The organism is Variovorax raffinosi (assembly GCF_051216615.1).
Taxonomy (GTDB): domain Bacteria; phylum Pseudomonadota; class Gammaproteobacteria; order Burkholderiales; family Burkholderiaceae_C; genus Variovorax.
Map to the genome: position 1 here is coordinate 120,897 of NZ_JBPJZR010000010.1, position 26,377 is coordinate 147,273.

General features: G+C 66.3%; 22 protein-coding genes. 9 read left to right on the plus strand and 13 right to left on the minus strand.

What is annotated here, in order from left to right; translation table 11 throughout:
* The first annotated feature begins 71 nt into the window (after positions 1–71).
* The 6 genes from ACSFB7_RS26515 to ACSFB7_RS26540 are packed head-to-tail and all read left to right on the plus strand — an operon-like array spanning position 72 to position 6,028.
* Positions 72–1,262, plus strand: a complete 1,191-nt coding sequence (locus ACSFB7_RS26515; RefSeq protein WP_435475327.1) for an amino acid ABC transporter substrate-binding protein — start codon at positions 72–74, stop codon at positions 1,260–1,262.
* 4 nt (positions 1,263–1,266) lie between these two features.
* Positions 1,267–2,145: a branched-chain amino acid ABC transporter permease gene (locus ACSFB7_RS26520; RefSeq protein ID WP_435475328.1), complete on the plus strand. Its 879-nt coding sequence runs from the start codon at positions 1,267–1,269 to the stop codon at positions 2,143–2,145.
* Entirely contained in the window at positions 2,142–3,077 is a 936-nt protein-coding gene (locus tag ACSFB7_RS26525) for a branched-chain amino acid ABC transporter permease (protein WP_435475329.1), read from the plus strand. The genes ACSFB7_RS26520 and ACSFB7_RS26525 overlap by 4 nt, the downstream gene beginning before the upstream one ends.
* A complete protein-coding gene (locus ACSFB7_RS26530) occupies positions 3,070–3,822 on the plus strand; it encodes an ABC transporter ATP-binding protein (protein ID WP_435475330.1) in 753 nt (250 codons plus the stop codon). Before ACSFB7_RS26525 ends, ACSFB7_RS26530 begins: the two co-directional genes overlap by 8 nt.
* A complete protein-coding gene (locus ACSFB7_RS26535; RefSeq protein WP_435475331.1) occupies positions 3,819–4,529 on the plus strand; it encodes an ABC transporter ATP-binding protein in 711 nt (236 codons plus the stop codon). Before ACSFB7_RS26530 ends, ACSFB7_RS26535 begins: the two co-directional genes overlap by 4 nt.
* Positions 4,530–4,576: 47 nt before the next feature.
* Positions 4,577–6,028, plus strand: a complete 1,452-nt coding sequence (locus ACSFB7_RS26540) for an aldehyde dehydrogenase (protein WP_435475332.1) — start codon at positions 4,577–4,579, stop codon at positions 6,026–6,028.
* Positions 6,029–6,081: 53 nt separating this feature from the next.
* Here the strand turns inward: ACSFB7_RS26540 and ACSFB7_RS26545 are convergent, their stop codons facing one another.
* The 9 genes from ACSFB7_RS26545 to ACSFB7_RS26585 form a co-directional block, all read right to left on the minus strand.
* A complete protein-coding gene (locus tag ACSFB7_RS26545) occupies positions 6,082–6,408 on the minus strand; it encodes a DUF3325 domain-containing protein (protein WP_435475333.1) in 327 nt (108 codons plus the stop codon).
* 4 nt (positions 6,409–6,412) lie between these two features.
* Complete coding sequence (locus ACSFB7_RS26550) at positions 6,413–8,095, minus strand: PepSY-associated TM helix domain-containing protein (RefSeq protein ID WP_435475334.1); 1,683 nt, start codon at positions 8,093–8,095, stop codon at positions 6,413–6,415.
* Positions 8,096–8,119: 24 nt separating this feature from the next.
* Positions 8,120–8,416 (minus strand): iron uptake protein, encoded by a 297-nt coding sequence (locus tag ACSFB7_RS26555; protein ID WP_435475335.1) that lies wholly within the window; start codon positions 8,414–8,416, stop codon positions 8,120–8,122.
* A 112-nt stretch (positions 8,417–8,528) separates the two neighbouring features.
* Positions 8,529–9,158: a hypothetical protein gene (locus ACSFB7_RS26560; protein ID WP_435475336.1), complete on the minus strand. Its 630-nt coding sequence runs from the start codon at positions 9,156–9,158 to the stop codon at positions 8,529–8,531.
* On the minus strand, positions 9,158–10,741 hold the full coding sequence (locus ACSFB7_RS26565) for a vWA domain-containing protein (protein ID WP_435475337.1): 1,584 nt from the start codon (positions 10,739–10,741) through the stop codon (positions 9,158–9,160). The genes ACSFB7_RS26560 and ACSFB7_RS26565 overlap by 1 nt, the downstream gene beginning before the upstream one ends.
* Complete coding sequence (locus tag ACSFB7_RS26570; RefSeq protein ID WP_435475338.1) at positions 10,738–11,982, minus strand: toxic anion resistance protein; 1,245 nt, start codon at positions 11,980–11,982, stop codon at positions 10,738–10,740. The genes ACSFB7_RS26565 and ACSFB7_RS26570 overlap by 4 nt, the downstream gene beginning before the upstream one ends.
* A gap of 37 nt (positions 11,983–12,019) precedes the next feature.
* Positions 12,020–13,144: a hypothetical protein gene (locus tag ACSFB7_RS26575; protein ID WP_435475339.1), complete on the minus strand. Its 1,125-nt coding sequence runs from the start codon at positions 13,142–13,144 to the stop codon at positions 12,020–12,022.
* Between the two features lie 66 nt (positions 13,145–13,210).
* Positions 13,211–14,512, minus strand: coding sequence for an aminotransferase class V-fold PLP-dependent enzyme (locus ACSFB7_RS26580; protein ID WP_435475340.1), 1,302 nt, complete (start codon positions 14,510–14,512; stop codon positions 13,211–13,213).
* Positions 14,513–14,515: 3 nt separating this feature from the next.
* A complete protein-coding gene (locus ACSFB7_RS26585; protein ID WP_435475341.1) occupies positions 14,516–15,409 on the minus strand; it encodes an amino acid ABC transporter substrate-binding protein in 894 nt (297 codons plus the stop codon).
* Between the two features lie 142 nt (positions 15,410–15,551).
* Here ACSFB7_RS26585 and ACSFB7_RS26590 point away from each other — a divergent pair, with 142 nt between their 5' ends.
* A complete protein-coding gene (locus ACSFB7_RS26590; protein WP_435475462.1) occupies positions 15,552–16,484 on the plus strand; it encodes a LysR family transcriptional regulator in 933 nt (310 codons plus the stop codon).
* A 6-nt stretch (positions 16,485–16,490) separates the two neighbouring features.
* Here the strand turns inward: ACSFB7_RS26590 and ACSFB7_RS26595 are convergent, their stop codons facing one another.
* The 4 genes from ACSFB7_RS26595 to ACSFB7_RS26610 all read right to left on the minus strand — a co-directional run bounded on the left by ACSFB7_RS26595 (position 16,491) and on the right by ACSFB7_RS26610 (position 22,893).
* On the minus strand, positions 16,491–17,561 hold the full coding sequence (locus tag ACSFB7_RS26595) for a serine hydrolase domain-containing protein (RefSeq protein ID WP_435475342.1): 1,071 nt from the start codon (positions 17,559–17,561) through the stop codon (positions 16,491–16,493).
* Positions 17,562–17,704: 143 nt separating this feature from the next.
* Complete coding sequence (locus ACSFB7_RS26600) at positions 17,705–19,903, minus strand: ParB/Srx family N-terminal domain-containing protein (RefSeq protein ID WP_435475343.1); 2,199 nt, start codon at positions 19,901–19,903, stop codon at positions 17,705–17,707.
* A gap of 204 nt (positions 19,904–20,107) precedes the next feature.
* Positions 20,108–22,366 (minus strand): alpha/beta hydrolase, encoded by a 2,259-nt coding sequence (locus ACSFB7_RS26605; RefSeq protein ID WP_435475344.1) that lies wholly within the window; start codon positions 22,364–22,366, stop codon positions 20,108–20,110.
* Positions 22,367–22,707: 341 nt separating this feature from the next.
* Entirely contained in the window at positions 22,708–22,893 is a 186-nt protein-coding gene (locus ACSFB7_RS26610) for a hypothetical protein (protein WP_435475345.1), read from the minus strand.
* Positions 22,894–23,216: 323 nt separating this feature from the next.
* On the opposite strand from ACSFB7_RS26610, the gene ACSFB7_RS26615 reads away from it, so the two are divergent.
* Positions 23,217–24,746: an FAD-binding oxidoreductase gene (locus tag ACSFB7_RS26615; protein WP_435475346.1), complete on the plus strand. Its 1,530-nt coding sequence runs from the start codon at positions 23,217–23,219 to the stop codon at positions 24,744–24,746.
* Positions 24,747–25,097: 351 nt separating this feature from the next.
* Positions 25,098–26,360, plus strand: coding sequence for a lactonase family protein (locus ACSFB7_RS26620; RefSeq protein WP_435475347.1), 1,263 nt, complete (start codon positions 25,098–25,100; stop codon positions 26,358–26,360).
* Positions 26,361–26,377: the final 17 nt, after the last annotated feature.

The window sequence follows — 26,377 nt, forward strand, 5'->3', positions numbered from 1 at the left end:
ACAGCACCCGAAGGCCCGCGTTTCTACGATTCCGGGCAGCGGGCGCATGTCGACGCCCACAGGAGACTTCCATGCTTCACCCCAATCGCCGCCACTGGATCAAGGGCACCGCCACCGCGCTGGGCGCGGCCGCCGTCGCGCCGCAACTGTTCGCGCAAAGTGGGCCCGTGCGCATCGGCTACGCCATCGCGCGCACCGGCCCGTGGGCGGCCGGCGCGCAGGTGAGCCAGGAACCCAACTACCTGCTGTGGGCCGAGCAGGTCAATGCCGCGGGCGGCCTGTCGGTGAAGGGCACGAAGCGCCCCATCGAGCTGATCGGCTACGACGACCGCAGCGAGACCGAGACCTGCGTGCGCACCTTCGAAAAACTCATGGGCAGCGACAAGGTCGACCTGGTGCTGCCGCCCTGGGGTTCGGGCGCCAACTTCGCTGTGGCACCACTGGCCAACCGCTTCGGCTATCCGCTGCTGGCGCCCACGGCCCTGTCGCGCAAGCTGATCGACATGCACCTGCCCTTCTTCTTCTCGCTGCTGCAGCAGCCAGACAAGATGATGGGCGCGCTGGTCGACATGCTGGTGGCGAACAACGTGAAGACCATCACCATCGTCTACATGGACGACCTGTTCGGGCTGGAGAACTTCGCCGCGCTCAACGCCGCGCTGAAAAAAACCAGCATCCAGGTGCTCGACCGCAAGAGCTACCCGCTGGGCGTGAAAGACCTAGCGCCCGTGCTGCGCACCATGAAGGACCTGAACCCCGATGCCTTCATCGGCATCACCTACCCGCCGGACACCATCCTGGCGAGCCGCCAGTCGCGCGAGGTGGGCTTCAACCCCAAGTACTTCTACGCCTCGGTGGGCACCGCCTTCCAGCTCTACAAGAACGTGATGGCGGCCAACACCGAAGGCGTGATCGGCATGGGCTCGTGGAACAGCAAGACCAGCCCCGAGGCCAAGGCGTATTTCGACGCGCACACGAAGAAGTTCGGCAAGGAACCCGACCGCTGGGCCAGCGGCCATGCATGGGCCGGCCTGCAGATTCTTCAGCAGGCGGTGGAGAAGGTGGGCCTGGACCGCAAGGCGCTGCGCGAGCAGATCGCAAAGAACGAGTTCAAGACCATCCTCGGCCCGATCCGTTTCGAGGGCAGCGAGAACGCGTCCATTCCCGGCACCGTCGCGCAGTGGCAGGGCAGCGACTTCGAAGTGGTCTGGCCGAAAGACCGCGCCACCGCGCAACTGATGCCGAAGCCGGCCTGGAAATAACAGCGTGTCATTCACTGGATGGGCCGAGCTTCTGGCCGGCGGATTGATCACCGGTGGCATCTATGCGCTGGTCGCGATCGGGCTGAACCTGCAGTACGGGCTGATGCGCATCATGAACATCTCGCACGGCGAGTTCCTGATGCTGGGCGCCTTTCTCACGTGGTGGGCGCACACGGCCTTCGGCATCTCGCCGCTGGTCTTCATGCCCGTGGCTTTCGCGGTGCTGATGGTGCTGGGCATGGCGGTGCACTGGCTGTGCTTCCGGCAGGTGGCGGCGCGCGCACCGAACGTCGACGTGTTCGAAGCGCGCAGCCTGATGGTGGGTTTCGGCCTGATGTTCCTGGTGCAGAACACCGCGCTGCTGATCTGGGGCGGCGACCTGCGCGGCTATGACTACCTGGCCGATCCTGTGCAGTTCGGCGAGATGCGCTTCACCGCCAACAAGCTGGTGCTGTTCGGCGTGGCGCTGGCGCTGAGCCTCGGTCTCATCGCGCTGCTCAAGCTCACGCTGCTGGGCAAGGCGGTGCGCGCGCTGATGCAGTCGCCCACCGGCGCGCAGCTCGTGGGCATCAACACGAAGCGGCTGCATCCGCTGATGTTCGGCATCGGCCTGGGCCTGTCGGGCGTGGCCGGCGCGCTGCTGTCGATGACCTATGAAATCTCGCCCTCGATGGGCGAGCCCTACACGGTGACGGCCCTGATCGTCATCACGCTCGGTGGCTTCGGCAGCATCGCGGGCAGCCTCGTCGGCGGCCTGCTGCTGGGCGTGGTGGAAGCGCTGGGCATGTACTACACGAGCCCCTCGCTCAAGATGCTGCTGTCGTATGCCGTGTTCATCGGCGTGCTGATCTGGCGGCCCAACGGACTGTTCTCCCGCAGATGATTTCCCTCTTTCAAAACAAGCCGTGGTGGGTGCTGGCCATCGGTCTCGTGCTGGCGGCCGCCGTGCCGTGGATCGCCTCGGAGTTCGTCGCTTCGGTGGCGCTGGGCTGCCTGATGTACATCGCGCTGGCCACGAGCTGGTCGCTGTTCTGCGGTGCCACGCGCTACCTGTCACTTGCCACTTCTGCCTTCTTCGGACTCGGCGCCTATGCCAGTGCCACGCTGCTCGATGTGCTGCCGTGGCCGCTGGTCATCCTGTGCGGTGCGGCCATCGCCAGCGTGGTGGCGGTGGTGATGGGCGCGGCGGTGCTGCATTTGCGCGGCACCTACTTCGCGGTGCTGACCTTCGGCATGACGGAGCTGATCCGCCACGCCGTGACCTTCGTCGAGAAGCAGGTGTCGGGCACGGTCGGCCGCGTGCTGACCGTCGTGCCGTCGAACGAGACGGTGTACCTCACGGTGCTGGCGATCGCGGGTGCGGCCATTGCGACGGCATTGCTGGTCAAGCGCAGCCGCTTCGGGCTGGCGCTGGCCGGCATCGGCGCCGACGAGCAACGGGCGCAGACGCTGGGCGTCGATACGCGCCGCGTGAAGATCATGGGCTTCGCACTCACCGCAGCCTTTGCCGGCGCAGTCGGCGCGGCGATGGCGGTGCGCTGGACCTACATCGATCCGCCGGCGGTGTTCAGCCCCTTCATCGGCTTCCAGACGGTGTTGATCGCGATGATCGGCGGCGCAGCCAGCATCGGCGGGCCGGTGGCCGCGGCCATCGTGTTCAGCCTGCTGTCGGAAACGCTGCGGCTGCAACTGCCCTACGGCTACATGATGGTGCTGGGGCTGCTGCTGATCCTGTGCGTGATGTACCTGCCCAATGGCCTGGCGTCGCTGTGGCAGCGCAAGACGGCGGCGTTGCGGAGGCACGGCCATGAGTGACATGAAGCCTCTTCTCGAAGCCCGCGAACTCACCGTGCGCTTCGGCGGCCTCACGGCCGTGGACGCGGTCAGCGCCACGCTGCATGCGGGCGAACTGGTCGGAATCATCGGGCCGAACGGCGCGGGCAAGACGACCTTCTTCAACGCCATCTCTGGCGTGGTCATGCCGACCTCGGGCCAACTGCTGGTGGAAGGCAACGTCGACCTCACGCGGCGCGGGCCGCACCTCTATGCGGCGCATGGCATCGCGCGCACCTTCCAGACGCCGCGCGTCATGGCCGACATGACGCTCGAAGACAACGTGCGCTTCGGCATGCAGTTCGCGGGGCGCCATCGCGCGCCCATCGCGGGGCTGGGCAGCACGGGCGAAATTCTCGACATGCTGGGCCTCGGAGGCCTCGCAAAGAACATCGCCGCCGACGTGACGCCCTCGCAGCAACGCCTGCTGGAGATCGGCATGGCGCTCGGCACCCGGCCGCGCGTGCTGCTGCTCGACGAGGTGGCGGCGGGCCTCACCGAAATCGAGGTCGATGCGATGGCGCGGCGCATCCGCCGGCTGCGCGACGAGCACGGCCTCACGGTCGTGTGGATCGAGCATGCGGTCGCCACGCTGCTGAAGTACGTCGAACGCGTGCTGGTGCTGCACCAGGGCCGCAAGATCGCCGATGGCACGCCGGCCGAAGTGGTGCGCAATGCCGAGGTGGTCGAGGCCTATCTGGGCGATGAGATGGAGGCCACGGCATGAGTGCCGCACAACTCAACGTGCACGGCCTCTCCGCCGGCTACCACGGCTTCCAAGTCATCCAGGGCATGGACCTCGATGTGTCGCCCGGCATCACCGTCGTGCTCGGGCCCAACGGCGCGGGCAAGACCACGCTGCTGAAGGCACTGGCCGGGTTGCTGCCGCGCTCGGGCGAGGCGTTGCTCGACGGCGCCGCGCTGCCTTCGGGCGAGGCCACTGCCTGCGTGCGGCGCGGCCTTGCGCTGGTGGCCGAGGGCCGCCAGCTTTTTCCGCAGATGACCGTGACCGAGAACCTCGAACTCGGCGGCTGGCTCATTCCCGCGCGCCTTCGCGCCGAACGCCTCGCACGCGCCTTCGACGACTTTCCACGTTTGAAGGAACGCGCCACGCAACTGGCCGGCACCATGAGCGGCGGCGAACAGCAGATGGTGGCGGTGGCGCGCGCCATGATGAGCGGGCCGCGCCTGCTGATGCTCGACGAGCCCTCGCTCGGCCTTGCGCCGCGCATGGTCGACGAGCTGCTCGCCATCGTGCGCCGCATCGCGTCGCAAGGCGTGACCGTGCTGATGGTCGAGCAGAACGTGCGCAAGGCGCTGCAGGCCGCGGACCGTGGCTATGTGCTCGAACGCGGCCGCGTCGTCGCCTCGGGCGAGGCGCAGGCGCTGCTGCATTCCGACGTGGTGCGCCAGGCCTACCTGGGCGTCGCCTGATCCATTCATCCATTCATCCACCCTCTTTTTTCCCTGAAGGACACCTCATGACCGACATCTCCATGTTCATCGACGGCGAGCATCGCGCCGCCACTGGCGGCGCCACCTTCGAGCGCCGCAATCCGCTGGACGGCGGCATCGCCACGCGTGCACCCGCCGGCACGCCGGCCGATGCGGTCGCTGCCGTCGAGGCCGCGCACCGCGCCTTCGCCACCTGGTCTCAGACCGGCCCCGGTGCGCGCCGGGCGCTGCTGCTCAAGGCCGCGCACGCGCTCGAATCGCGTGCCGATGCCTTCATCCAGGCGATGGCGCGCGAGACCGGTGCCTCGGCGCTGTGGGCCGGCTTCAACGTGCATCTGGCGGCCGGCATCCTCACCGAAGCCGCCTCGCTCACCACGCAGATCAGCGGCGAGGTGATTCCCTCCGACGTGCCGGGCAGCCTGGCCATGGGCGTGCGGCAGGCGGCCGGCGTGGTGATCGGCATTGCGCCGTGGAACGCACCGGTGATCCTGGCCACGCGCGCCATCGCAACGCCGCTGGCCTGCGGCAACACCGTGGTGCTCAAGGGCTCGGAGCTGTGCCCCGAGACGCATGCGCTCATCATCGAAGCGCTGGCCGAAGCCGGCCTGCCCAAGGGCACGGTGAATTTCGTCACCAACGCGCCCGCCGATGCGGGCGCCGTGGTCGAGGCGATGGTGGCGCACCCGGCCGTGCGCCGCGTCAACTTCACCGGCTCGACGCGCGTCGGCAAGCTGATCGCGCAGACCTGCGCCAAGTACCTGAAGCCCGCCGTGCTCGAACTCGGCGGCAAGGCGCCGTTCGTGGTGCTGGACGATGCGGACATCGACGCGGCAGTCAACGCCGCGATCTTCGGCTCCTTCGCCAACTCAGGCCAGATCTGCATGTCGACCGAACGCATCGTGGTCGACAACGCCGTGGCCGATGAATTCGTCGCAAAGTTCGCGGCGCGCGCGCAGACCCTGCCGCTGGGCGATCCGCGCGAAGGCCCGGTGGTGCTCGGCTCGGTGGTCGACATGAGCACGGTCAAGCGCTGCAACGCGCTCATCGACGATGCGCTGGCCAAGGGCGCCAAGCTGGTGTGCGGCGGCAAGGCGACCAACACGCTGATGCCCGCCACCGTGCTCGACCACGTGACGCCGGCGATGGAGATCTACCGCGAAGAATCCTTCGGCCCGGTGAAGGCCGTGGTGCGCGTCAGCGGCGTGGAAGAAGCCGTGGCCATTGCCAACGACAACGAGTTCGGCCTTTCATCGGCCGTGTTCGGCCGCGACGTGGCGCGCGCATGGAACGTGGCGCAGCGCATCGAAGCCGGCATCTGCCATGTGAACGGCCCGACGGTGCACGACGAGGCGCAGATGCCCTTCGGCGGCGTCAAGGCTTCGGGCTATGGGCGCTTCGGCGGACGGGCCGGCGTGGAAGCCTTCACCGAGCTGCGCTGGATCACGGTGCAGACCACGCCGCGCCACTACCCGTTCTGACGTTCTGAGGCGGGGCCTCACGCGGGCCGCGCTGCATCGAGCAAGGGCCCGCGCTACTTTTTCGATGCGCTGGTGGCCGCGGGAATCCACGCCACCAGCGGACTGAGCAAGCGCGGTCGCCAGCTCAGCGTGAACGCCACCACCAGCGCCGCGCTGGCGAGCGTCATGAACCAGACCAGCGAGGCCATCGACACATGGTCCACGTGCAGGCACAGGACGAGCGAGCCCGCAAGGCAGGCCGCGCCCAGGACGCGCAGGAGCCGGACCACGCGCAGCGAACACTGCGCGTCGGCGCGCACCTGCTCCCAGTGCACATCCATCGACAGCGCCAGAAAGCCCGCACCGGCAATGCTGAAGAGCCATGCAATGAACAGGAACATGGCGTCAGGCCCGGGCGGCCGAGGTGTTGTTGTTGTCGGGTGCGGGTCGCGCGGACGCGGTGACCGCTGCGTCTGCCCGCCGCTTGAGCTTGCGCGCGGCCACGACGGCAATCGCAGCGCTCGCGAGCAACGAAAGGTCGACACCCGCCACCGGCCAGTAGCCGGCGCCCAGCGTGCGCAGCAGGTGATCGCCCGTGGTGATCCAGTTGAGCAGCACCGCCGCCACGGCCAGCACGGCCACGGCCCAGCACTGCTCCGCCCAGGCGGGTGACATGCGCCCTTCCGCGGTGGGCGCGGTGCGCCAGATGCCGTGGGCAAGGGCCAGCAGCCACGCGCCCAGGAAGATGCCTTTTTCCCAACTGCCGCGCAGCGGCAGGTTGTCCGGCAGCAGTCGATTGCCGATGAGCATGGTGAAGGTCGCGACCAGCAGGCCGGTCACCGTAGCGACCGCGCAGGCGTCCACCCAGCGCGCGCCGCTCACGCCCTGTTTCGCGTGCTGGCGCTTGCGCTTTTCCACGAAGAAGATGAAGCCGGTGGCAATGCACACGCAGCCCGACAGCCCGCCGAGCACATACAGCCAGCGCAGCAGCCAATGCTCGAAATGCTGCAGGTGCAGGCCGGTCAGAAAGTCCAGGATGCCGGCCACGACCGTTGGTGGCGGGTCTTCGCGGATCAGCTCGCCGGTGTCGCCCTTGAAGTGAATGCCTTCGCCGGTGAGGGTGACGCGATCGTTGCCCGCGCGATAGACGCTGACATAGGCGTTGGCATCGTTCACATGGCGCACGACGAGCAGGCCCACTTCGCCAGCCACGTCCCGCGCGGCCCAGCGGCGCTTGGCCTCGGCCACCATCGCATCGACCGACGCCAGCGTGGCGGGAACGCCCGCGCGGTCGTGCGGCAGCCCGGTCTTCATGGCGTCCAGTTTCTCGTGCATCTCGTGCAGCGGCTCCAACTGCGTGTGCGAGACCGGGAAGTAGATTCCCGCAAAGACCACCAGACCCGACAGCGCAAAGATGAAGTGGAAGGGCAGCGCCACCACGCCCGTCAGGTTGTGCAGGTCGAGCGCGCTGCGCTGCGTGTGCTTGGCCGGGCGGAAGGTGAACAGCTCGCGGAAGATCTTGCGGTGCATCACCACGCCGCTCACCAGCGCGGCCAGCATCACGAGCGCCGCGAAGCCGACGATCCACATGCCCAGGCTCAGCCATTCCAGGTGCAGGCTGTAGTGCAGCGGATAGAAGAACTCGCTGCCGATCTTGAGCCGGTCGTCCGGCAGGGCCTTGCCCACGCGCGGGTCGATGGTCCGTTCGCCGAAGACGCCGTCTTCCGGGTCCTTGGCATTGGGCAGCGTGAAGCTCGCGAACAGACTCAGCACCGGGTCGCGGTGGGTGGTGTAGGCGGCCCATTGCTTGGGGCTGAAGCTTTCGGCCATCGGCCCGTTCACGCGGCTGCGGGCCTGCTCGATACTCTCGGCCGTGGGCTTGATGTCCTGGAAGATGGGCAGCAGCATGCGGTCGAACGACGGCATCGGCTGCGGCTCGAAACGCGTCTGGGGAATCGCCCAGCGGTCGATCTCGCGATCGAACACCGACAGCGAGCCGAAGAAGAAGACCACCATCAGAACGAAGCCGAGCGTCAGGCCGAACCAGGTGTGCAGCCAGGCCATTGACAGCCGGAAGTTCTGATACACGGGGGAGTTCCTAAGGAAAAAAAATCAGAGCAGGGCTCGCTGCACCAGCGAGGCCGCGCCCGTCATGACGAGGCCGCCGCCCAGCAGCACAAGCCACACGCGCGTGACGCTGCCCGCGGCAAAGGCCCAGAGAAAGGCGACGAGGAACACGAGAAAAGCCAGCATGCTGCTGAGCGACTCGGCATCGTGAAACGGCATGCCCGCACTGAACAGCAGGCCGATGCCCAGGGCGATGAAGCCCCAACTGAAGACGTAGCCGCCCAGCACGCCCGCGGCGATGCGGGAAATCACTTGAACAGCGGACGCAGCACTTCGAGCCATGGTTGGGAGGGATCGGGGCGGCTCGCGGAAACGAGCCAAATAAGAATGGCTCGCATTATCCGCGAGGCGCACCGCGATCCGGGCGAACAACCCTATGCCCTGTGGCGACGACCTATCCCACCAAAAAATCCGGCTGGTTGAATTTCTTCTCCAGGAACTGCCCGTTCGCCACCAGCGCAGCCGCGTCGCTCGAAGCCACGTTGGCCACGATCTCGCGCAGCTTGCCGTCGAGCAGGCCCAGTTGTTCGCCGAGCAACTGGCGCGCGGTCTTGCCGTCCTTCACCGCATGGGTGATGCGAAAGGCGGGCGGCAGCGCGACGTAGTTGGCCAGCGTCTCGGGCAGGTAGCGCAGCACGGTCTCGCGCACGGTGAACAGGTCGTCGCCGTTCGAGCGCGCGCCCACCAGCCGCGGCAGCACCTCGCCCACCGAGCCGCGCACGCTGTCCAGGCTCTTGCGCATGTCCTCGGTCAGGTGCGGCTGCGCCTGTGCCACCACGCGGTCCAGGCGCTCCAGCGTCTGCTCCACGCTCAGGCTGTCTTCGATGCGGCGCTCCAGCTCGGGCGCCTTGCGGCCCAGCAGCCAGCCGGCCACGTACAGGCCGGCGGTGATCAGCAGCCACCCGCGATCGATGACGCCGGCGAACAGCAGGGCCGGCCCGAGCAGCGCCAGCGCGCAGCCCAGGATGTTGGCATTGCCGTACAAAAACAGCAGCGCCCGCAGCTTCAGCGAACGCTCCGGCATCACTGGTAGCCCCGGATTTCCTTGAACACCTGGCCCAGTTGCAGCTTGCGGCCGTCGAACTCGCGGCCCCCCGAGAGCTGCGCGATCTGCTGCATCTCGGACACGTTGCCCTCGCCGAACAAAATCGGGAAGATGCGCGCCGGCAGGCCGCGCGCATAGCGCTCGCGGAACTCGTGCAGCTTCAGGCCCGAGTTGTTCTCGCCATCGGTCAGCAGCACGATGCTGACGAAGCGGTCGGGCTCGCGCTGCTGCTCTTGCCGCGCGAGGTCTTCGGCGGCCGCGAGCGCCGAGTAGATCGCGGTGCCGCCATCGGCCTGCATCGCATCGGCCTGGCGGCGCAGCTCGGTGCGCGCGGCATCGATCTGGTCGGCATCGAAGCGCACCCACACGGGCGCCGACACCTGGGTGGCAAAAGGAATCAGCACCACGCGCTCGCGGCTCTGGAAGGCGCTGTAGCGCGTGCTGGCCGTGCCCGCATCGGCACCCGAGAGCAGCTTGAGCGCCTCGCGCATCGATTCCAGGCGCTTGCCCGACATCGAGCCGCTGAGGTCGAGCACGAAGATCGAGGTGGCAGGCTTGCGCCATTGCGACTGGTAGGTGCCGAGCACCGCGTCGATCACTTCCAGCCGGTTGGGAAAGCCCAGCTCGGCCACGGCCGCCGTGGGCAGCGCGCTGGCGGTGGCCACCTCGGGGTTGGCGGGGCGCAGGAAGGCGGCCGAGAGCGCATCGCGCTGGAACGGCGCGGCCTTGAGCGTGGCCACCAGCTGGGTGTAGGCCTCGCGCTTGTCGGCGTTGAGCAGCATCAGCGGGTAGTCGGCCGAGATCATGCCGTCGCGCGGGTAGATCAGCGTGAGCTGGTCGGCGGCGGGCAGCTTCTCGTTGGCGCGCAGGATCACGGCTTCGTAGTTCACCATCGCATCGATGGCCGAGGGGTCCTTGATGTACGCCTCGGCCAGCCAGCCCGAGCTGCCGGCGGTGAGCTTCTGGCCCGAGAGAAAGGCCTTGAGCGTCTTGCCATCCACGTCCTGCGCGCTCAGGTCTTCGGTCTTGCCGGCCAGCGCGGACGCCACCGCGAACAGCGCGCTCATGCCGGTGTTGGAGCTGGTGGCGTTGGTCATGCCGTAGCGCAACTGGCCGCTGCTCGCGGCCTTGGCGATCTCGGCCCAGCCGGGCGGGCGCTTGTTCCAGCCGAGCTGCGCGGCCTTGGCGTTCTTCACGCCGAGCGCGATGCGCGAATAGAAGAGCTTGTCGCGCGCCAGCGGTTTGGTCTGCAATGCGAGCGCGGGGTAGGCGCCGTTGGGCGGCAGGATCGCGTCGAAGCGCTCGCCGGCGTTGATGCGCTCGACGATGTCCAGCGTGCCGGCGTACGAGAGCCTCAGCTCCACGCCCGCTGCCCTCGCGGCATCGACGATGGGCGCTTCGAGGTCCTTCAGCTCCGAGCCCGCGAGGATGGTGAAGGCGGCGTTCGACGCCACCGCCGGTGCGCCCTTGGTGGCCTGCGTGTCCTGTTGCGGCTCGCAAGCCGCAAGGCCCATCGCCAGCAGCGCGATCGCGAACAGCCAGCGCATGCGCGCCAAACTCACAGCGCGACCTCTCCGCGCGGCTGCTGCAGCGCCTGGGTCGTCTCTTGGCGGCGCACGCGGTCCAGGTAGGTGCGGCTCTTGGCGACTTCGTTGGTCAGCGTGTCCACCGTGGTCTGCATCGAATCGAGCGCGCGGCTCTTGAAGTCGGCGATGGTGTCCATGGTCTGGTAGATGTTGGCAAAGGCCTGCTGCAGCTTGGCGATCTCGATGGTGCTCGATGCCGCCTGCTGGTGGATGGCGCTGCTCTGGTCGCGCAGCATCTCGCTGGTGCTGGCGATCAGGTTGCCGGTGGTGGCGTTGAGCGCGCTGATCTGGTCGAGCACCAGCTTCTGGTTCGACAGCGCCTGCGCCACGATCACGGCAGTGCGCAGCGCGGCCACGGTGGTGGTGGTGGCGCGGTCCACGCCCTTCATCAGCTCCAGGTTGTTCTTGCGGATCATGTCCAGCGCCAGGTAGCCCTGGATGTTCACCGCCAGTTGCGTGAGCAGGTCGGTGACCTTCTGGCGCGAATAGAACAGCATTTCCTCGCGCACCACACGGGCCTTCTCGGGGTCGGTCACTTCGAGTTCGCGCGCCTTGGCATCGAGCTGGCTGTCGAGCGCCTTGCCGATGTGCACGTATTTCTCGAGCCGCTCCATCAGCGTCCAGAGGTTGACCTTTTCCTGCTCGATGGCGGTGTTGTCGCGCAGCAGTTCGTCCTTGCCGCGCTTGAGCGATTCGATGATCGCGTTCAGGTGCGTCTGCGACGACTGGTAGCGCTCGAAGTAGGCAATCAGCTTGTTGCCCAGCGGAATGAGGCCCAGCAGTTTTCGCGCCGAGAACAGGTCGCCCTGCTTCGAGGGGTCGAGGTCTTCCACCTGGTGGCGCAGGTCGATCAGCGACTGGCCGATCTGCGCGCCCTTGTCGAACAGGCCGTTGCGCAGCGAGCCCACGGGCCGCTCGAGCATGCGGTTGGACACCGACGCCGAGGCCTCGATGTCCTTGGTGCCCATCGAGTGGATGCGCTCCACCGCTTCCTTGAACTGCGGATGCTGGCTGTCGTGCTGCGTGATGTCGTCGATGAAGCGCGCCACCTGCGCATCGAGCTCGGCCACGTCCTCGGGCTTCAGGCGCACCTTGCCGCTGGCGGATTCCACCGGCACCACCGCGACGGCGGCTGGCGGTTCGAGCGTGAAGGCCTGTGGGGGCTGCAGGTCGATGGGAGCGGTTGCGGTAGTGGTCGTAGTGACAGGCGCATTCATGGTCGATCCTCAGTCCGTTCGTTGTTTGTTCGTTGATTCACTTGAAGCGGGCTTCGATGCCCACGGTCATTCGTTCCAGCCACTCGAAGCTGGGCGGGTCGATCACGTCGACCAGCACCTCGGGCACCTTCACGCCGCGCGCGGCCCAGGTCTCGGGGCCCTTGGTGTCGCCGCCGGTGCGGTAGCCGTATTCGTGCGCCAGCTCGCGCAGTGCCGGGTCGTTCTCGAGCGCGGCGCCGAGCCGCACGCCGCCCGGCGTGTAGGGCACCAGCACATGCTTGGAGAAGACGGTGGGCTTGGGGTAGAGCAGCACCATGTCGCTCTTGAGGCGGTCGGGGTTCTTCAGCCAGAACTCGACCATCTGCGATTCGTAGGCCACCAGCAGCGGCGCCTTGCCCATGCCGAGCGCCAGGTAGTCCTCGAACGGACCGGCCGACGACTGCTCCTGGAAGCCCTGCCGCAGGAACAGCGGCGCGACCACCGGCATGACGCGGTCCACGTCTTCCTGGCTCTGCACGATCTGCTGGCTGTTGGCCAGGTAGCTTGCGAGCGCGAGGTACATCGCGGCCGAGTTGGAGGTGCGAACGTCGGTCGAGTTGATGAGCAGCGACTTGCTGGTGGAAAAGGCGCTGCTGGCCTTCAGCTCCTTCCAGCGCGTGCCCTTCTCGATCATGGCCATCAGGCCCGGCAGGTCGACCACGTAGTAGAAGTCGCCCTGCTTCTGCGCCATGCCATTGGCCACGAGAATTTCTGCAATCGGCCGCCAGCTCGCCAGCACGATCGGCGTGTAGAACGGGTTGAAGACGTTCGGCGCCTTGGCCAGCGTCTTCAGTTGCGCCGCGGCGGGCGCGCCCGAGGGAAAGCCGAAGTCGAACTTGCTGGCGTCATAGCGGCTGGCGATGGCGCGCGAGCCGGCCTTCTCGACCGTGACGGTGATGCCCTGCGCGGCCAGCGCCTTCTGCACGCGCGGGTCGGCGAAGAAGGTTTCTTTCTCGGAACCGATCAGGCCGCGCAGCGTGACCTGTTTGTCCTGCTCGATCCGCGCGGCGGCGGCGGTGGCCGATTCATCGTGCAGGCGGGTGTTGGAATACCAGACACCGGACGCGACCGCCGCCAGCAGCACCACGGCCAGCACCGGCGCGATCAGCTTTCGAATTTCCAAATCTCATGCTCCTCACCTCCCTGTGAGCGGGAGGCGAGAAACATCCTACCGACCGAATATGACGGTTTATGACAGCCCGATGTCAGCCGCGATCTCGGCGGTGATGCGCAGGAATTTCTCCATGTCGGCCACCGAGTTGCAATGCAGCGGCGACACGCGCACGGTGCCCGCAAGGCCGAAGGATTCGAGCATGCGCTTCGAGTAGATACTGGTCGCCACGCGCTCGTAGACCGTGACGCCGCGCTTGCCGTACTCGACCACCGCCTGCGTGCAGTCGATGCGGTCGAAGCCGATGCCCAGGATCAGGTCGCGCTTGCTCAGGTCTTCGTGGTCGAGGAAGACATTCACACCCGCCATCTCGCGCAGGCCGGTGGCGTCGGGCGTGCCTTCGAGCAGCGTGGCGAGCAGCGCGCGTTCGTGCAGCTCGATGTGCGTGATGCCGGCAACGAACAGCGCACGGCGGTCGGTGGCATCGGTGAAATGGCTGCCGAGCCAGCACACGTAGTCGACGATCTCGGTGAGCACCGCGAACTGCCACGGCGCGGCGCTGCCCAGGTCCCAGTAGTCGGGCTTCTTGCCCGCCAGCTTGTGGTGCGGCAGCACGGCCGCGCGGTCGGACACCCAGGTCAGGCCCGAGCCCCGGCAGCCGAAGAACTTGTAGGGCGCGATGTTGATGCCGTCCACCGGCGTCTTCTGCAGGTCGATCAACCCGTGCGGCGCGTGCTGCACCGCGTCCACCACGATGTACAGGTCGGGCTTGATGGCACGCGCGCGGCGCACGATTGCTTCGATGTCGAGCTTGGCGCCGGAGATGTTCGACGCGTAGATCACATTGAGCAGGCAGGTGCCCTGGTCGACCAGTGCAACGATGGCATCGACATCGACGCCGCCGGTGACGGGGTTGCTCGGCGCCACGCGCAGCTCGCGGCCGAGCCGCTGGGCATAGAGGCTCATCGCATCGAAGGCCGACGGATGCTCCAGCACGGTCGTGACCATGTTTGTGCCCGGCACGTTCTCGGCGATGGCGCGAACCATGTCGAACATGGCACCCGATGCGGTGAGCGAGGCGTACACGCTGCCGCCCTGCGCATTGAGGATGGTGCGCAGGTCGGCACAGCCCTTGGCCTGGATGTCCTGCAGCTCGACGGCGGTGGCGTGGATGCGCTCGGCGTTGTCGGGAATGGCATCGACCTGCGCGAAGCGCTCGACCGCCGCCTTCAGGCGGAACGAGCCGCCGGCGTTGTCGAAGTACAGCCGCTCGCGGCCGTGGTGGTCATGGTCGACCAGCAGAAAGCGCTGCTTGACCTCGCGCATCAGCACGCTGGAAAAGGCCTCGCCACGGGTGCGGTTCAAAAGCTTGGAAACCATCGCTCAGACGCCCTTGTTGTTGGGGTTCTTGTAGATCTCGCGCACCGCATCCGACATCGGGAAGTTCAGGTTCGCGTTCTTCGGCGGGATCGGCGACATGAACCACTTGGTGTAGAGCTGCTCGATGGCGCCCGACTTCATGAGGCCGGTGACGGTCTCGTCGACCAGCGCCTTGAACTGCGGGTCGTCCTTGCGCAGCATGATCCCGTAGGGCTCCTGGCGCAGCGACTCCTTCAGCAGCTTGTAGTCACCCGGGTTGGTGGCGCTGGCGACCATGCCGGCGAGCTGCACGTCGTCGAGCACGTAGGCGTCGGCGCGGCCGGTGGACAGCAGCAGGAAGCCATCGGAAGTGTCCTTGCCGGCGATCTCGTTCACTTCGATGGTGCCGCTCTTGCGCGCGCCGCGCAGCAACTGGATCGAGGTGCTGCCCGAGACCGTCGCCACGTTCTTGCCGTTGAGGTCGGCCAGCGAATTGATGCCCGAGGCCTTCTTCACCGCGGCGGTGATGTTGGTCACGAAGTGGCTGGGCGCGAAGTCGACCTGCGCCTGGCGCTGCGTGGTGTTGGTGGTGGTCGCGCAGTCGAGGTCGACCGTGCCGTTCTGCAGCAGCGGAATACGGTTGGTCGAGTTGAGCATGGTGTAGCGCACCTCGATCTTGGGCAGGCCCAGCTTGGCCTTGATCGCGTCGACGATCTTCAGGCAGATGTCGTTGGTAAAGCCGATGGGCGCGGCGTCGGCACTGAGCTTGTAGGAGAACGGGATCTGGCTGTCGCGCGCGCCGATCTGGACGGTGCCGCTTTCCTTGATCTTCTGCAGGGTGCCGCCGTCCTGGGCGCTGGCGGCGCCGCATGCGAAGACAAGGGCGAGTGCTGACGCGAGAGGCAGTTTGAAGTCCATGGTGTATTCCTTGGTTTGCAATGACGGTGGCCTGGCGCGAATCTTCGGTGCGTCGATGAATTTCTAAAAGCGATTTTTTGTGATCGAATCACATGAACAAAAGCGTTCTTTGGCGTCGATTTCACTGGAAACCCACACCGTGATGACCTTCAAGCAGCTCGAAGCCCTTTACTGGATCGCCCGGCTGGGCGGCTTCGCGCAGGCGGCGAACCAGTTGCACACCTCGCAGTCGGCCGTGTCCAAGCGCGTGCATGAACTGGAGCTGCTGTTCGACACCGAGCTGTTCGACCGCAGCCAGCGCACCGCGCGCCTGACCGAGAAGGGCGAGGAGATGTTCGTGCTCGCCAAGAAGCTGCTGGAGCAGCGCGATGCGGCCGTCGAGCAGTTCGGCAAGCCCGGTGTGGTGGAGCGCCGCATCCGCATCGGCGTGACCGAGCTGACCGCCATGACATGGCTGTCGCGGCTGGTCGGGCTGATCCAGCAGCACTACCCGAAGGTGATCCTTGAACCCGACGTGGACGACAGCCTGCAACTGCGCGACAAGCTGCTGGCCGATGAGTTGGACCTTGTCATCGTGCCCGACACTTTTGCCGACTCGCGCCTGCCGAACAAGGCCATCGGCCAGGTGCAGAGCGCATGGATGTGCAAGCCCGGCGTGGTGCCCGCCGCCGCCGGCGCCGGCACCATGCGGCTGCACGAGCTGGCGCGGCATCGCATGCTGGTGCAAGGCAACAACTCGGGCACCGGCCGCGCCTACGACGCGTGGATGAAAGAGCAAGGCGTGCAGCCCGCCAACGTGATCGTGGTGAGCAACCTCGTGGCGCTGACCGGGCTCACGGTGTCGGGGCTGGGCGTGAGCTACCTGCCGCGCGAGTGCCTGTCGCCGCTGGTCGCGGCCGGCATGCTCGCGGTGATCGACGTGACGCCCGCGCTGCCGGTGGTGAACTACGTGGCGATGCACAAGGGCGAGCACCGCAGCGCCCTCACCTCTTCCATCGTGATGCTGGCGCAGGAGTGCTGCGACTTCACGCGGATGTTTCAGGCGCAGGCGGAGGAAGAGGTGGCGAAGGAATGAACTGCGTCAGGTCGATGCCGCAGCCAGCTCGACGATCTGCGCCACGACCTGCGCGACGGCGGCTGTCTGCGTGCTCACATCCTGCGGCGGTGGATTGGTCGCCGCCGTGGCCACGGCGAGCCGGAGCGACGGAACCAGCAACGAGAACTGCCCGCCATAGCCCCAGGCCCACGCCACCGGCCTGCCGGCGAGCGTTCCGGTGAACCAGAGGTAGCCGTAGCCGGTGTCCGTGACCGGCGGATTGCGCCACTCCGCCGGCCCGTGGCGCCGGGTGCTGTCGGCCACCCAGTCGGCCGGCGCACACTGCGCACCGTTCCACCGGCCGCCATCGGCCATGAGCCAGGCCAGCTTGGCAAGGTCGCGCGTGCGCAGGCGAATGCCCGTATAGGCCGGCCAGTTGCCGGACTTGTCGCGCTGCCACGCGACATGGTCGATGCCCAGCGGCACGCACAGGTCGCGCTTGGCGATGTCGGCCAGCGGCATGCCGTGCGCGCGCTCGAGGATCGGCGTCACGAGGAACACGGCGGCATCGTTGTAAGACCATGTGCCCGGCGCCTTGCCATCAGCCTTCAGGTCCATCGCATAGGCCACCGGGTCGGCCGCCGTGAACAGCGGCGCGTATTGCGTGCGCCAGTCGTAGGCCAGGCCGGTGGTGCCGGTGAGGATCTGGCGCAGCGTGACGCGCAAGGCTGGTGAGTCCGGCGCCTTGGACACCTGCTCGGGCAGCAGCTCGCCCACGGTCTGCGAGAGGCTGCCGATCTTTCCCTGTTGCAGCGCCTGGCCGACCAGCACCGAGCAGACGCTCTTGGTGGCCGAATTGATCGCGCGCAAATCGTTGGCCGATGCCCCCGCGTAGTAGCGCTCGCCCACCAGCAGGCCGTTGCGCACGACGACGATGCTGCGCAGTGCAGGCACCTTGCCTCCGGCGTCCAGCGCCTTCTGGAGACCTTCGCTCGCGATGCCCTGGCTCTCGGGGCTGGCGGTCTGCCAGTCGGCGCTTGAAGTGGCAAAGCCGGTCACTGGTGCGCCCAGCAGCGCACCGGTGCCTGCGGCAACGAAGCTTCTTCGGGAGGGCATGGTTTGTCCTTTTTTTGGGGCGAGAAGAAATGCGGCACGCCAGTGGTCGCACATCCTACCGGCGCCTGTTCTTGCGGTGCACCAATGAAAACGGCCGGGCATCAGCCCGGCCGTTGTGCGTCGCCTGGTGCGAAACGCGGCGCTTACTTTGCCGCCAGCGACGCGCGGTAGTTCAGGGCGTATGCCAGCTTGCCGGGCTTGGCCTGGTCGACAGCCACGTTGAGCGCCGTGAGATCGGCCGGGGCATAGGCCTTCGTGATCTGCCCCATATCCTTCGCGGTCTTCCCCGACGAGCCGATCATCGTGGCGGGATCTGCACGGTTCATCAGGTCCGATGCCGCGCCAATGGCTTGCAGATAGCTGGCCGCATTGGTCAGGTTATAGGCCGACAGCTTCACATTCTGCGGGCTCGCCTGCAACCATTCGGACCAGTAGAACTCCAGGAACTCGGTGCTGTTGGCGGGCTGCTTGTAGCCGAGATCGCGCGTGAAGTAGAGCAGCGCGCGGTACGGGTCGTCCTGCAGGCCGTTGCTCAGACCCAGTTGTGCTGGCAGGTCGGCCGGCGTGATGGCACGGCCATCGGGCAGCTTGAGCCACACCGTCTTGTTCGCGCGCATGCCGCGCCAGAAGGTCGCGTTGTTCTGGCTCATGAAGTTGCCCTTCATCACCACAGGCACCTTGACGTCGGCACCACCGCCGTTCGGCGCTTCCCAGAAGCTGGTGAGAGTGTGGTGGCCGTCCGTGAGGTACAGCACGCCGCGCGGGCCGACCACTGCCGACTTCATGGCGGTGGTGTCGGGAGCGTTGACGTTGCCGGTGCAGGTGAAGGTCGCGGGGTTGTTCAACACGCTGTTCGAGGTGACCGTGTTGTTGTCGACGTCGCTCAGGCCCGCAGCCTCGCAAAAGTCGGCGAACTCCTTCTTCCATTCCTTCACTACAGCGGTGTTGCGATAGCGCGCCTGCTTGTAATAGACCTGGTCATAGCCGATGGCCGGCTGCGTCGGGCGGGCGTCGCCGATGCGGATGGCCATGGGAACATTGAAAGCCGCCGCCGCATAGGTATTGATCACCGGCTGCACCGGCAACGCACGGCACACGCCCGAGATGTTGGTAGGCGCAGCGGCACCCGTGCTGGCGCCGGTGCCGATGTAGTACGCCGTCTGCTTGCCCACGGGCAGCAGCACGCGTCCGGCCTTCTGGTTGTCGCTCCACTGGCCGGCGACGAGGCCGTTCATGCCGCTGACGGCGGAGGTCGACGCACCGCCGATGCCGGCATTGGCGCTGAGCTTGACGTCGGTGTCGATGGTGTCGGTCTGCAGCAGGTTCGCGCCCACCGAGACGAAGTTGCGCTGCGTGCGGCCGGTGGCCGCGCCGGTCGTGGCGTCGAGTTCGGGTTGGGCGCACAGCCATTCGCCGTCGAGCGCCGTAGCGGGCAATGCCACCGACGCACTCTGCAGCACCCAGGTGCCGGTGCGGAAGCTGCCATCGGCGGCACTGGTGGTGAATTCATCGGCCAACAGCGTGGCCGCACCCGACTGCGCGTTGACCATGACGCGGCCGATGCGCTGGCCGTCGATGCTCAGGGCCAAGGCGCCGGGGTAGGTCTTCTGGTCGGCTTCGGCCGCGAGCTTGCCGGGCTGGCCGGCGCTGCAGTTGTCGGCATAGGCCTGGCCCACGCAGGCGCGCACGGTGCCGTCGGCCTTGATGTTGAGTTGTCCGAATGCAGCGTCGGCACCGCTCTGCATCACGCCTTTGGCGTTGTAGGCGGCCGTGCGCTTGACGAAGCTGTAGACGCCGGCCAGTCGTGCCACATCGGCCACGCCCTGGTTGGAAGCAGCGACCTCGCCTTGCAGCAGCGAACCGTCGGCCGCCTTGAGGTTGGGCACCTGCGCCAGCGAACCGCTGAGCAGGCCGCCTTCGAGCTGGAAGCGCAGGCTCAGCTTGGGCAGCGCGGCGGTGAGTGCATCGGGCACGCCCGTGCCTGCGATGGCGGCGAACTTCGTGGCGAGCAGCGAGCCATCGGCCTGGGTCGCGTAGCTGGCGCTCAGTGCGCCGGCCAGGCCGAAGCGCGAGTCGACAAAGCGCAGCGTGAGCTGGCCGGCGGCCGGCTGGTCGAGCGTGATGGAAACGGTGTCGCCGAAGCTGGCCGTGCCCGCGTACTGCGAGCCACCCGCGAGCGGCTGCAGCGCCACGGGCGGTGTTGTGTCGGAGTTACCGGCGACTGGCGCCGCGGCCGGAAAAAATCCGCCACCACCACTGCCGCCGCCACAGGCCGCCAGCGACAAGGCCGCGAGGCCGATCATTCCCGCCATGCGCGCGCGGGTCCAATGAGAGTTCGTCATGAAGGTCCACAGAAAGGGGCTGAACACACGCCAGCGCAGGCTTGGCCCGCAACCGCCGGAAGCGGCCCGATTCTGTGAACTTAAGGTGACGCTCGTGTGACGACTTGCTCAGTGTTATGAAACTGCAGCGGGCGGGCGGAGCCTCGGTGGAGAGCCGCAGAAGCGGAATCGGGATCGGCGCGCAGCAGGTTCATTTGCAGCTTGTCAGTCCATGCGCTGCAACTGGACGTCGGTGACGGCCACGCTGCCCGAGGCCTTCGGAAAGCGCAGTTGCACCTGCTTGATGCGTTCAAGATCCACCTCGTGCAGCGCGAAGGCCTTGAGCGGCACGGCCACCATGTTCAGCAGCGGGCGCGTGGTGCCGGTGTCTGCGTAGATCGCGTCCTCGGGCGCATCGACCAGCGGAATCGTGCCGTTGGGTTTGCGCGCAATGCCGTAGAGCGCATCGCTGAAATCGCTGCCTTTCAGTGCCACCTTGCGGCCTTGCGTATCGATCACGGAGACCTCGACCTCCTGCCCGATCGGCGCTTCGACGGCAACGCGGAAGCTGAGGGTGTCGAAACCCTTGGCCGAGAGGTCGCCGGTGTTGACGGTCATGGTCGGGCCGGGCGCGTCCCATTGCAGTTGGGCCTGGTCCGTGACCGACCAGATCAGCAGGGTTCTGGGGTCGTAGGTGCGCCAGTTGTACCTCTCACCTTCCCCGAACAGGGACGCAACGGAGATGTTGGTCACAGGATCGGTGCACGCCACAGGCCTTGCCGGTGTGATCTGCGAGCCCCGGATTCCCAGAAACTGGCATTGCACCATCCGGTTGAATTTCTCGAGCACGGTCGGCAACCCGCTGGGGTTCTTCGCAATGCTGTCGGCGGTGCGAAAGCCCTGGAGCAGCTTGCGCTGCGCCGCCGGCTGGTGAATGGTCAGGACCACGCGCTCGTCGCAAGTGGCCTCGCCCACAGGGCATCCCGCCGCGGGTGTGGGTGCCTGCCCTTTCCAGTAGGGCGCGAACTGGACTTCGTCACCGACAAAGTAGCGCATGAACGACTCCATCAGGAAGGCGCCGTTGCGCCGCTGGTCGGATGCGGTCAGGCGCAGCGTTTCGATCCGCCCGGGTTGGCGGCAATAGAGAGGGGCGCTGCCGGCCGAGTCGTCGGTCTCGGACCAGTGGCTGTTGTAGAAATTGTGGTTCGCGCCCCGCACGACCACCTGGTACTTCGGCGCGCTCTCGTCATGGGCGGTGTGGCGGCTGTCGTCGAAGATCTGCGCGCCCGGCATGTTGTAGACGTCGCCATCGCAGGTGGGCAGCAGGGTCGCGAACGGCACATGGGTCACGCGCGACAGTTGCCTGGCATTGATCGGCGCCAACGAGAAAACCGCGCGGAGCTTGTGTGGCGCTTCGGTGCTGGACGGCAACACGATCCCGGACGCCGCCAGTGCGTCCGGCGAAGTCGTCTGCTCCAGCCATTTCGTGCTCTCCGCGTTGATGGTTTTCGGCGTGATCGCCTGGGCCTGCCTGAGCTTGACCTTGGCTTTTTCCAGTTCGAGCTTCTCCGCGTCGAGCTTTGCCTGTGCCTGCAGCGACTCTGCCTGGCGCTGTGCCACCGCCTGGGTGGAGGCATCGATGGCAGGCGAGTCCACCGGCAGCGCGGCGAGTGCGCTCTTTGCCTTGGCCAATTCGGTGGCTGCCGTGTTGAAAGCAGTGGTGGCTGCATCGACCCGCTTCTGGGCAGCCGCAGCCAATGCAACGGCGAACCGAAGCCAGCGCACGTTCTCGACATCCTCGTAGCTGATGCCGATGCGCTGCTTGTTCAATTCCACCGCATAGGCCACTGCCTCCGCACCACGCGAGTGCCCGAGGATGCCGACGCGATCCAGGTCCAGCTTGCCCTTGAGCCCCGCCAGCTCGACACCGTTGAAGACACCCGTGTCATTGCCCGTGCGCAACAGATCGAGCGTCGTCATGAGCAACTGCCCGCGTGCCAATGCGCCGGCATCGGAAGCGTTGCTGTTGTTGAGCCCGTTGATCTTCCCTGCATCGATGGAAAGCGCCACGTAGCCGTGCTCGGCCAGGCTCTTCTGCAGGTAGTCGTAGCCCTTGGCGTTGTTGAGCTCCGTCGAGTCGTGCATGCCATGCAGGAACACGACCACCGGGAAGCCACCCGAAGGCGAGACCCGCACCTTCGACAGGCCCCGCGAAGCGGCCTCGCCGGCCGGGTATCTCACCGTGCCGCGCAGAGGCACCGTGTAGATCACGTCCTTGTTCAGCGCATCGGACACCGCCGTGTTGCCCAGCCGGTAGACCACCTGCTCGGAAGACACGAAGCCGCCCTTTTCACCGAAGGGCACGGCCGACGAATAGCGGGTGATTTCGGAAGGGTCGGCCGGGTTGGGCATGACCGCGACCAGGGCCGTCGGCGCAGGCTGCGCGGGCGGCTCGGCCACGCCACCGGAAGGTGCCGGCGGCATTGCAGCGATGGGTATTCCGCCGCCCCCGCCTCCGCCTCCTCCGCCACATCCCGCCAACAAGACAAGCACCAGGAAAACCGCGCACGCCTGCGGCACGCGCTTCGCACATCCGATATTCATTTTTCTCTCCCTGACTCTCTCGATGCACAACGAGAGCGCGCCACTCGCGTGACGAGAAGGTCGCGCTCCTGCGAGTGTCTGAATGTCCGGAAGTCGAACGCTACCGCGGGCTGCGGCTTGATGGCCGGCCCGTCTGGTGATGAACTCCTCCCTCGCAAACGACACAACACCGTCGCACTATCTGTGCCAAGGCCTGTGGTGGTTCTTGCGGGGAGAGAGCCTCAGTCGGCGGTGCCGAGGCGGGGTGTTTCGGGGTGCAGTCGCCGCAGAGCGAGCGAGAGTTTCATGGCAAGGTCACGCGCGCCGGGCTCTCCACGGGCCAGGGCGGCCAGTGCTTGTTCGTAGTCGTCGGTGAGCTGTTGCCACAGCTCGAAGTCGGCGCCAAGACCCTCTGCGTCCTTGTCCATCTGCGCTCCTGTCTGCGTGCCTTTCTCCCTGCACTCATCAGTTTGACTGATTTTCTTCGGGAGCGTTAGAACTTTAGAAGACCCTTGTTGCGCTGGCCTGTATTCGGCGGTTGTCGATCGCCTGCCGATTTGGTGAAAACATATTTCAACAACCACCAAATTTGCGTCAATATTCGCGTCATTCCGTGAATTCAACTTCGATTCGAGGGAATTAAGAAAAAATCTTTCATTCCTGAGTCTTGTTTGAAAGCTCGACAGAAGCCGCGCAAACGCCCTGTGTTCCCTGCCTTCCATCGTCGCAAGACGTCCATCAGAAAGCGCACATGACCATCACCGTGACACGCCAGGATGCCCGCTACAACACCTTGAAAAAGGGCTTCAACCTGCGATGGCCTGCAACGGAATCGGATGCGGCTTCGCGCATCGAGCTGCCGGAGAACGCCGGCGACACCGCTGCCGCCCTGCAGCGCATCGTCGATGCGGGCCTTCGGCCCACCTTGCGCAGCGGCGGCCATTGCTATGAAGACTTCGTGTCGAACAACCCCGACGGCGCGATCCTCGACCTGAGCCTGCTCACCCAGGCGAGCACCGCCAAGGTCGACGGGCGCCATCGCATCGGCCCCGGCACGCAGAACTGGAACGGCTACCTCGACCTGTACAAGCGCAGCAACGTCACGCTGCCGGGCGGCTCCTGCTATTCGGTCGGCGCAGGCGGGCATATCTGCGGCGGCGGCTACGGCCTGCTGTCGCGCCTGCAGGGGCTGACGGTCGATTGGCTCTCGGCGGTGGACATCCTGACGGTGGACAACCACGGCAAGGTGGTGCCGCGCACCGTGGATGCGAGCCATGAGCCCGAGCTGTTTCGTGCCTGTCGCGGTGCGGGCGGCGGCAACTTCGGCGCGATCACCGGCTATGTGTTCGACACCTTGCCGCAAGCGCCGCGCGAAGTCGCACTGGCGGTGGTCGCGTTCGACTGGGCCACCATGACGCCCGAGCGCTTCGCCACGCTGCTCTCGATCTACGGTGAATACTGGGAAACGCGCGGCAAGTCGCCCGACACCTGGGGCATGTTCTCGCTGCTCAAGCTCACACATCGTTCGTCGGGCCAGATCGTGATGCTGACGCAGTTCTGCAACCCCGACGGCACCTGCAACGACCTGACGGTGCTCAATGAATTCCTGAGCCGCTTCCAGGCCTGCGCACCGGTTCCCGCCAAGGGCCGTGCGCCGGGCGTGGGCCCTGCCCCGCAGCGCGATGCGGGGCAGTTGCTGTGCTCCAAGCCGCACACAGTGACGCGCTACGACTGGCTCACGGCCACGCAGTACCTCAACGGTTCGGGCGACAACCAGCGCGGCAAATACAAGTCGGCCTACATGAAGCAGAACTTCAGCGCACGCGAGGCCCAGCGCATCTACACGCACCTGACGCGCGTCATGCCCGGTGTCGATCTCAGCCAATCTTTGGTGCAGGTGGACTCGTATGGCGGCGCCATCAACAAGCCCGAGCGCATCAACGACACGGCGGTGCCGCAACGCGCCTCGATCATGAAGTTGCAGTACCAGACCTACTGGCGCAGTGCCGCCGACGATGCCGGGCATCTGCGCTGGATCAGCGACTTCTACCGCGACGTGTATGGCACGCCCGATGTGCCAGAACGTTATGCCGGTACGCCCTACCCCGGTGAGCGTTACGAGGGCTGCTACATCAACTACCCGGACAACGACATGCTGGCGTACCCGTTCTGGTCGCAGCTCTACTACGGCGACCAAGGGCTCTATGGCTTCCTGCAGAAGGTGAAGCGTCGGTATGACCCGAACAACATCTTTCACCATGCCATGTCGGTGCGGGCCTGAGATGAATGCTTTCTCTTCGGTGTTGTTTGGAGTGCGTTGTTCTTGGCGCTGCTGTTGTTCAGGGCGGCACTCCCGCCGACACGGTGCTCTTTTTCGCGAATGTCCCCCGCTTCGCTCCTCCTTTATTTCGCGAAAAAGAGCCCCGTATCGACGTGAGCGCTCAGAGCAGTCGTTGATCGGCGATCACCAGCAACGCGTCCATGTGCGAATGACGCCAGGTGCTCCCCGCAGCGAAATAAAGGAGGAGCGAAGCGGGGGACATTCGCGGAGGGGAGCTCCTGGTGTCATTCGCACTCGCCCTGAAAACAGCAGCGCCCGAACACACCCCCTCAACCAAGAGAGAGGAACCCGATGACACATCGCCCAAGTCAACCCGGCCAGAAACGCCGCGCCGTCATGCAATGGATAGGCGGCGCTTCCGCCCTCGGCACGTTGACACCATGGCTTCCCGCCAACGCCCAAAGCCCGAGTGCAACCGCGACAGGCGCGACGGCAGCCAGCGAGACACCAACACCCCGCTTCGCCTACGTAGGCACCTACACCAGCGATGCGCCCGGCGGCACGGCCGGAGGGCCTGCGTCGAAGGGCATCCATGTGCTGGCCGTCACGGACGGTGGCTGGCCGCAAGTGCAGACGGTCAGCAGTGCGAACCCCTCGTTTCTTGCGGTACACCCCAACCGACGCTTCCTGTACGCAATCAACGAAATCGACATCTACCAAGGCCTGCCCACCGGAACCGCCGAGGCCTATGCCATCGATGAGCGCAGTGGCCGCCTGACGCTGATCAACCGCCAGCCACTGTCGCTGTCGGGCGTGATCCCGGCGCACCTGGCCGTGTCGCCCGATGGGCGCGCATTGGTCGTCGCGTTGTATGGCGGCGGTGCCTACAACGTGCTGCCGATCGGTGCGGACGGCACGCTCGGCAAGGTCTCGGGCATTGAAAAGGAAACCGGCTCCGGGCCCGATGCCGAGCGGCAGGAATCACCGCATCCGCACATGGTGCTGTTCGATGCGTCGGGGCAGCGCGTGATCGCCACCGATCTCGGCAGCGACCGCATCAACGTTTTCTCGGTCGCCGATGGCAAGTTGAACTTGCTCGGCCGCACGTCCGTGTCGCCGGGCAGCGGCCCACGCCACCTGGCGCTGCATCCGTCGCAACGCTTCCTGTACGTGGTGAGCGAACTCGATGCCACTGTCGCTTGCTTCGGCTACGACGCGGCGAGCGGCAAGGTCGGGGAACAGCGCCAACGCATCTCGACCGTGCCGGAGGGCTTCACCGGCCAGAAGAATGCGGCGGCGCTGGTGATGCATCCCTCGGGACAATTCCTGTACGCCAGCAACCGCCGGTTGAAGTCGGACCATCCGATGGCCGACAGCGTCGCCGCATTCCGCATCGACGCGAACAGCGGCGCGCTGACACCGCTGCAGCACTGGGGCGAAGGCCTGCGCTTTCCGCGCGCGCTGGCGATGGCGCCCGGTGGCAGCCATCTCTACGCACTCAGCCAGAAGGGCGACACCATCCTGCGCCTGCGCATCGACCCTTCCAACGGCAAGCTCGACCAGCCGGTGCAGGTCGCGCAAGTGCCGACACCGGTGTGCCTGGTGTTTGCCTGATGCGCAGCAGTGCTTAG

What these genes read in the sequence shown, in the direction of transcription:
- ACSFB7_RS26620 (WP_435475347.1), top strand. Translation starts at nt 25,098, where the DNA reads ATGACACATCGCCCAAGTCAACCCGGCCAGAAACGCCGCGCCGTCATG.
- ACSFB7_RS26585 (WP_435475341.1), bottom strand. Translation starts at nt 15,409, where the DNA reads ATGGACTTCAAACTGCCTCTCGCGTCAGCACTCGCCCTTGTCTTCGCA.
- ACSFB7_RS26555 (WP_435475335.1), bottom strand. Translation starts at nt 8,416, where the DNA reads ATGGCTCGAAGTGCTGCGTCCGCTGTTCAAGTGATTTCCCGCATCGCC.
- ACSFB7_RS26590 (WP_435475462.1), top strand. Translation starts at nt 15,552, where the DNA reads ATGACCTTCAAGCAGCTCGAAGCCCTTTACTGGATCGCCCGGCTGGGC.
- ACSFB7_RS26605 (WP_435475344.1), bottom strand. Translation starts at nt 22,366, where the DNA reads ATGCCGCCGGCACCTTCCGGTGGCGTGGCCGAGCCGCCCGCGCAGCCT.
- ACSFB7_RS26570 (WP_435475338.1), bottom strand. Translation starts at nt 11,982, where the DNA reads ATGAATGCGCCTGTCACTACGACCACTACCGCAACCGCTCCCATCGAC.
- ACSFB7_RS26600 (WP_435475343.1), bottom strand. Translation starts at nt 19,903, where the DNA reads ATGACGAACTCTCATTGGACCCGCGCGCGCATGGCGGGAATGATCGGC.
- ACSFB7_RS26595 (WP_435475342.1), bottom strand. Translation starts at nt 17,561, where the DNA reads ATGCCCTCCCGAAGAAGCTTCGTTGCCGCAGGCACCGGTGCGCTGCTG.
- ACSFB7_RS26580 (WP_435475340.1), bottom strand. Translation starts at nt 14,512, where the DNA reads ATGGTTTCCAAGCTTTTGAACCGCACCCGTGGCGAGGCCTTTTCCAGC.
- ACSFB7_RS26535 (WP_435475331.1), top strand. Translation starts at nt 3,819, where the DNA reads ATGAGTGCCGCACAACTCAACGTGCACGGCCTCTCCGCCGGCTACCAC.
- ACSFB7_RS26545 (WP_435475333.1), bottom strand. Translation starts at nt 6,408, where the DNA reads ATGTTCCTGTTCATTGCATGGCTCTTCAGCATTGCCGGTGCGGGCTTT.
- ACSFB7_RS26515 (WP_435475327.1), top strand. Translation starts at nt 72, where the DNA reads ATGCTTCACCCCAATCGCCGCCACTGGATCAAGGGCACCGCCACCGCG.
- ACSFB7_RS26530 (WP_435475330.1), top strand. Translation starts at nt 3,070, where the DNA reads ATGAGTGACATGAAGCCTCTTCTCGAAGCCCGCGAACTCACCGTGCGC.
- ACSFB7_RS26610 (WP_435475345.1), bottom strand. Translation starts at nt 22,893, where the DNA reads ATGGACAAGGACGCAGAGGGTCTTGGCGCCGACTTCGAGCTGTGGCAA.
- ACSFB7_RS26560 (WP_435475336.1), bottom strand. Translation starts at nt 9,158, where the DNA reads ATGCCGGAGCGTTCGCTGAAGCTGCGGGCGCTGCTGTTTTTGTACGGC.
- ACSFB7_RS26615 (WP_435475346.1), top strand. Translation starts at nt 23,217, where the DNA reads ATGACCATCACCGTGACACGCCAGGATGCCCGCTACAACACCTTGAAA.
- ACSFB7_RS26525 (WP_435475329.1), top strand. Translation starts at nt 2,142, where the DNA reads ATGATTTCCCTCTTTCAAAACAAGCCGTGGTGGGTGCTGGCCATCGGT.
- ACSFB7_RS26540 (WP_435475332.1), top strand. Translation starts at nt 4,577, where the DNA reads ATGACCGACATCTCCATGTTCATCGACGGCGAGCATCGCGCCGCCACT.